This is a genomic window from Rhodococcus aetherivorans (genome assembly GCF_011058165.1).
Taxonomy (GTDB): Bacteria; Actinomycetota; Actinomycetes; order Mycobacteriales; family Mycobacteriaceae; genus Rhodococcus; species Rhodococcus aetherivorans.
The window spans coordinates 20,960-27,006 of the sequence record NZ_JAALEG010000083.1; the positions used below are offsets into that span (position 1 = coordinate 20,960).

Consider the following 6,047-nt stretch of genomic DNA (forward strand, 5'->3'; position numbering starts at 1 on the left):
TGCCCGCTCAGCCTTCCACCCGCTTCTTGAGTTCCTTCAGCGCGGTGTCGGTGATCACCTTCTCGGCCTTTCGTTTGAACAGGCCGATCATCGGGATGGTCAGGTCCACCGTCAGCTCGTAGTACACGGTGGTGCCGCCCTCCGGCGCTTCGGTCAGGATGTAGGAGCCGAACTGGGCCTTCTGGATCTCGCCCGCGACGAGCTCCCAGCTGACCGATCGGCCGTCCGGGGCCCACTGGTAGACCAGCTCGTAGGTGTCGCGCACCACCCCTGCGTCGAGCACGAACCGGACCCGCTCCGCGCGTCCCCCGGACTCGACGGCGAGCACTTCCACGGACTTCGCCGCCGAAACCCAGGCGGGGTACGCGTCGAAGTCGGCGATCACGGCCATCACCCGATCGGACGGAGCATCGATGGTGATCGACCTCTTGGTCTTCTCGGCCATGCGACCAACGCTTCCTTTCCCTCTGTCCCCGCCGTCCGTCCCACCGGTCGGCACACGCGGGAACCGTTGTCTATCACACCGTAGTAGTTCCGGGGAGGGCTCGTCGCCTGCAGGTGCTCGGCCGTCGGATCAGGGATTTCCGTCCCGGGGCGGTTCGCCGGCGGCGCGGCCCGCGTCCAGTCGCCGTTTGACGTCGAAGGTCATGGCCTTGCCGGCGACGCGACGCCGGTGGTTCATCGTGGCGAGGTCGAGTTCGCCCACCCGCTCCGGCGGCACCCCGGTCGGTTCGCAGTGCAGGAAGTAGTGCACGATCGCGCCGTCGAGCATCGGCTCGAGCCAGACCTCCATCGTGCCGTTCAGCGCGCCGGCGACCGACCACCGGATGCCCTTGTCGGCCCGGTCCTCGCGGACCGTCAGAGCCAGGTCGGGCCACCACGCACGCCAGCGGCGGGGCTCGGCGATCTCGGCCGCGATCCGCCGCGGCGACGCGGCGACGAAGGTCTGATCGGCCACCTGAATGCTGCTCACGGGGAAAGCTTCACACACCGCCGGTTCCGGCTCGTCCAGGGGGCCGGGTCGGTCGGGCGCGCGGGCCGGTCGGGGCGTCAGGCCAGCAGGCGCCGCAGTTTCGCACCGAGCACGTCCCACCGCCATTCGGCGCCGACCCAGGCGCGGCCCGCCGCGCCCATCGCCGCCGCCCGGTCGCGGTCGGCGAGGACGTCGGCGACGGCGCCCGCGACCGCCGCGACCGACGTGCCGTCGACGACGACCCCGGTCTCCCCTGCGCGTACGGTCTCCGGCGCACCGCCGGACCGGCCCGCCACCACGGGCACCCCCGTGGCGGACGCCTCGAGGTAGACGATCCCGAGACCCTCGACGTCGAGGCCGGCGCCGCGCGTACGGCACGGCATCGCGAACACGTCCGCGATGGTGTGGTGGGCGGGGAGTTCGGCAGCCGGCACCCCGCCGGTGATCACGACGTGGTCGTCGACCCCGACCGCGCGGACCAAGTCCCGGAGGCGGTCCTGGTACGGGCCGCCGCCGACGATCACGAGCACCGCCCCGTCGATGCGACGGCGGACCTCCGGCAGCGCACGGATGAGCATGTCCTGGCCCTTGCGGGGCACGAGCCGGGACAGGCACAGCACGGTGGGCCGGTCGCCCAGCCCGTACCGGGCGCGCAGTTCCGCGCGAGCGGCGGGGTCCGGCCGGAACACCTCGGTGTCCACGCCGGAGGGCAGATGCTCGAGCCCCGCGCCGGGCCCGAACGCCGAGGCGAATCGACCGCGGGTGTACCGGCTGACGTACGTGACGGCGTCGGTGTGGTCACCGATGCGGCGCAGCGCCTGCCGTCCGGCGGGCACCATCGACCAGCCCACCTCGTGCCCGTGGGTGCTGGCCAGGACCCGGCGGGCACCGGCGCGGCGCAGCACGGGCGCGAGCAGGGCGAGCGGCGCCGCGGCGCCGAACCACACGTTCTCGCAGGCCCGGTCGCTCATCAGCCGGGTGGCCCGCCGTGCCACTGCGGGGGTCGGCAGCATCAGGGTGGTGGGGTGGCGGACAACCTCGAAGGGTTGCCGGGCGTCGAACTTCACGTGGCTGTCACCGCGCCATCGCGGGGCGTACACGACGAGTTCGTCCGGGGGCAACTGGGACGCGAACGCCTGCAGGTAGGACTGGATCCCCCCGGGCCGGGGCGGAAAGTCGTTGGTGACCAGCAGCGTTCGGGGCATGCGCTCACCGTAGGCGGTGGCGTGGCGGGCGCGGACGCCGGGTCAGCCGACCCGGGCCGGCACCTGCGCCTCGAGCCAGGTCTGCCATCGGGCGACGAATTGCTCCGCATCCGCACCGAGCACGTCGCCGAGCGCGGCGTCGAGTTCCGCGGCGTCGACGGGCCCGGTGGCCAGCCGCCGGTACAGGGCGGTGAGACGATCGCCGCCGAACTCCCCGGCGACGAACGTCGCGATCGACCACGCGCTCTCGTACGCCAGACGCGCACCGTCGCCGGCGAAGTCGGCGTCTGTAGGCAGCGCGGTGGGCGCCCCACGCTCGGCGACGGCGGCGGCGAGGGTCGGCGCGATGACGCCGAGGGCACCGTCGGCGTTGCGGTAGCCCACGTAGTCGGCGTAGCCCTCGAGGATCCACAGCGGCGACCCGTCGACCGTGTCGGTGCGGGCCGCGACGTGGGTGAGTTCGTGGCGCAGGATCGCCCGCAGGCCCGCCGCGTCCAGCCGCTGCCCGGCGGCGGGGCTGAAGACGATGCGCTGGCCGGTGGTCTCGCCGCGCTCGTGGTCGACAGCGTCGGACACGGCGACGGCGGCGATCTCCGCGCCGTTGTAGCGGCTGCCGACCTGGGCGGTGAACTCGTCGTGCGAGGCGGTGACGAGCACGAGGGCGCGGCGGGGCCACTCGGTTCCCCACGCGGCGTCCACGGCCTCCACCGCGGCCTCGAGTTCGCCGGCGATGTCCGAGACGAGGGACGAGTGCTCGGGGTGCCCGACGACGAGGGACCGCCCCCCGGCCCCGGTGTCCACGGCCCGGACCAGCAGCGGTCCGTAGTCCCACGGCCCCCGCCAGGTGGTGGTCTCCGCACCCGGCAGCGGGCGGTCGTCGACGAGGCGCCACTGCTCACCCCGGCGGGCGAGGAGCAGCGTGACGGGCTTGCGCGTCGGTTCGTCGTCGATGCCCTCGACGGCGTAGCGCAGCAGGACGGTGTGGGCGCGGGCCTCGTCGGCGCCGAGGCGGGCCCCGACGTCGTCGGTCACGTCGGTCCCGGGGTCCTGGCCGAGCTCGTAACCGAAGTCCGCCAGCGGCAACGCGGCGAGGGCCTCGGCGCGCCGCACCTCCGCGTCGAGCAACCCCGGGCGGGCCTGCGGGTCCACGAGGGCCGCCAACGCCGCCCGGTCGGCGGAGCGCACGGCCCGGGACCAGGTGTCGAGCAGCCCCTGCACGGCCGTGCGCGACGCCGGTTCGGCCGGCTCGTCGTCGGGCGTGAACGCGAGCGTGAGGCCGACGGCCACGACCGCGACGATCAGCCCGGCCACGCCGAGTCGCTCCCACCGGCGGCTGCCGGGGGGACGGCGGGACGAATCGGGCGCGGGCACGGCGGCCAGTGTAGGTCGCGCTCACACCGGCGCCGTGGGGGTGGCGGCACGACGGGCGTCAGTACCGGCGGGCGTTGTGGAACGGCATCCTGTCCATCGGGGCGACCTTGACGGGCACGCCGTACGTGGAGGCGTGCAGGACGTTGCCGTTGCCCGCGTACAGCCCCACGTGCGAGGCGTCGTCGTAGAAGGTCACGACGTCGCCGGGCTGGAGCTGGTCGCGCGGGACGGGGGTGCCGCCCTGGGCCTGGGCCTGGCTCGAGCGCGGCAGGCTCTTGCCGATCTGCTTGTAGGCCCACACCACGAGGCCGGAGCAGTCGAACGCGGAGGGGCCGGTGGCGCCCCAGCTGTACGGGCTGCCGATCCTGGTCATGCCGGCCTGCAGGGCACCGCTGCCGCTACCGGGGGCGAGGCCCGACAGGATCTTCTCGGCGTCGAATCCCGGCGGGAACGGCGCGCCGGCCAGCGTGGCCTTCTCCTCGGCGCTCAGCTCGGCGAAGGCGGCGAGCACCTCGTCGATCTGGGCCTCGAGCTCGCTCTGCTGCCGCTGCAGATCGTCGCGCACGGCTTGCGCCTGCTCGGCGGCGGCACGCGCCTCGTCGACCGAGCGCTGGGACGCCAGCGCCGCCTCCGCGGCGGCCGACGACGCGGTGCGGAATCCCGCGACCTGGTCGGCGGTCTCCTGGGCGATGACGTCGAGCGCCGACATCTGGTCGAGCAGCTGCTGGGGTGAGTCGCTGACCATCAGGGCGAACAGCCGGTTGGTGCGGGCACCGCGGTAATTGGCGACGGCGAGCTTGTCCACGGTCGGGCGGAAGACCGCGAGTTCTGCTTCCGCGGCGGCCAGCGCCTCGCGGTCGCGGGCCAGCTCCGCGTCGGCGGCGCGCTGGGCGTCGACCTTCGCGTCGAGATCGATTCCGGCATTGTGCAGCGCCTCGGTGGTCTGCTCGGACTTGCGCGACAGCTCGGCGAGCCGCTCCAGGGCGACGGTGGGGCTCTCCCCCACCGGGTCGGCTCCGGCCGGGGCGGCCGCGAACGCCACCGTCAGCAGCACTCCGATTGCCACCAGCGCCCGAAGCGACCGTTTCGTCCTGTCCACCACCACGGGACCAGGTCCTTTCGTTCGACGTTGCGCACCCGTTACCCGAAAAATCTCGATCAGGTTACGGAAGGGCATTGGTTCGTGTCTACCCACCGGTAGGTCACGCAGCGCCGGGTAGGCGAATCCCGGAAAACCGGCGGGGGCGGACCGGCATCGACCGGTCCGCCCCCGCTGCGCCACTGCGTGGCAGTCGTCGAGTCGTCGCTCAGTAGCGACGGGCCCCGTCGACCGGCATCGAGTTCACCGGGGCGACCTTCACGGGCTGGCCCGAGGTCGACGCGTGGATGACGTTGCCGTTGCCGATGTAGATGCCGGAGTGGCTGCCGCCGTAGAAGGACACGACGTCGCCGGGCTGCAGCGCCGAAACGTCCACGGCGCGACCGGCGGAGGCCTGCTCGTAGCTGGTGCGCGGCAGGTTCAGGCCGGCCTGCTTGTAGGCCCACTGCACCAGGCCGGAGCAGTCGAAGGCGTCCGGGCCGGCGGCGCCGTAGACGTACGGGGCGCCGAGCTTGGTGTGAGCGGCGTCCACGGCGCGCTGTGCGACCGAGGTGACCGGCGCGCTGAAGGGCGCGGCCGGCGCCGGCGCGGCACCCTGCGGGGCCGGCGGGACGAGGTTGGTGACCTCCGGCGGGAGGGTCACACCCGCCGGCAGCTCGAACGAGCCGACGCCGGGAATGGTGATCGGTTCCGCGAGGGCGGGACCCGCCGAAACAGTGACCGCGCCGAGAGCGAGGGCACCGGCGACGACGGCGCGCCGCACGGTGCGCTTGGAAATCTGAGACGCCACGAGGGGGTTGCTCCATTTCTTCCGTTCGTCCGCCGACCGAGTTAGCTGACGGGTTCGGGCTGGGAAGATCAGCCCTACCCCTCGTCCCGCTGGCGCGGTCGGAGGGGATTCACCCCAGAGGACAACGTGGGTCCCCGGCTCGGGCACCCGCTGCGGGTGCGCCGATTAGGCGGTGACCGAGCGGCGTCTCCCCTCTGGTGGTTCGACATCCTCACCGCTTGGTCTCGAAAAGATTACGAAATCGCATCGGAGGATGTCGACCGTCCGCGCCGGAGACGCCGCGGATTGACGGGTATGCCCGATTCGGGTCCGACGGCCCGGCCCGTTCGATCACGGAAACATAACGGTCGGTTCGGGACGCGGCAGGCCCGCGGCCGCTCCGGGCGCCTCCGGCGGCCTGCGCCCGGAACCCGTCGCGTTGTCGCAGGTCGAACCGGCGATCACGAGCGCATCGACGAAGCGAGAAGCCGCCGACCGAGGCGGCGCCTGCCCTCCGGTCGCGGTATCGATACCCTCTCGCGCCGCCGCCCACACCCACACGGCCGACCGAAGGTGTGATCCTCGTCTCCCCGGACCGTTCCGGGTGTCTCCGCCCCGTCCCCGGGGCTG

6 protein-coding genes and 1 riboswitch are annotated in these 6,047 nt (G+C 73.1%); all 6 genes read right to left on the reverse strand.

The features are described 5' to 3' along the window. Positions 1-7: 7 nt before the first annotated feature. Entirely contained in the window at positions 8-445 is a 438-nt protein-coding gene (locus G6039_RS24325; RefSeq protein WP_006933347.1) for an SRPBCC family protein, read from the reverse strand. A gap of 129 nt (positions 446-574) precedes the next feature. After that, a complete protein-coding gene (locus G6039_RS24330; RefSeq protein ID WP_029544218.1) occupies positions 575-973 on the reverse strand; it encodes a hypothetical protein in 399 nt (132 codons plus the stop codon). Between the two features lie 77 nt (positions 974-1,050). Beyond that, a complete protein-coding gene (locus G6039_RS24335; protein WP_006933343.1) occupies positions 1,051-2,178 on the reverse strand; it encodes a glycosyltransferase family 4 protein in 1,128 nt (375 codons plus the stop codon). A gap of 42 nt (positions 2,179-2,220) precedes the next feature. Continuing rightward, a complete protein-coding gene (locus G6039_RS24340; protein ID WP_029544220.1) occupies positions 2,221-3,549 on the reverse strand; it encodes a hypothetical protein in 1,329 nt (442 codons plus the stop codon). 58 nt (positions 3,550-3,607) lie between these two features. Further along, on the reverse strand, positions 3,608-4,654 hold the full coding sequence (locus G6039_RS24345; protein ID WP_006933341.1) for an NlpC/P60 family protein: 1,047 nt from the start codon (positions 4,652-4,654) through the stop codon (positions 3,608-3,610). Between the two features lie 202 nt (positions 4,655-4,856). After that, positions 4,857-5,438: a C40 family peptidase gene (locus G6039_RS24350; RefSeq protein WP_006932087.1), complete on the reverse strand. Its 582-nt coding sequence runs from the start codon at positions 5,436-5,438 to the stop codon at positions 4,857-4,859. A 14-nt stretch (positions 5,439-5,452) separates the two neighbouring features. Then, a riboswitch (cyclic di-AMP (ydaO/yuaA leader) is annotated at positions 5,453-5,620 on the reverse strand. Positions 5,621-6,047 lie beyond the last annotated feature (427 nt).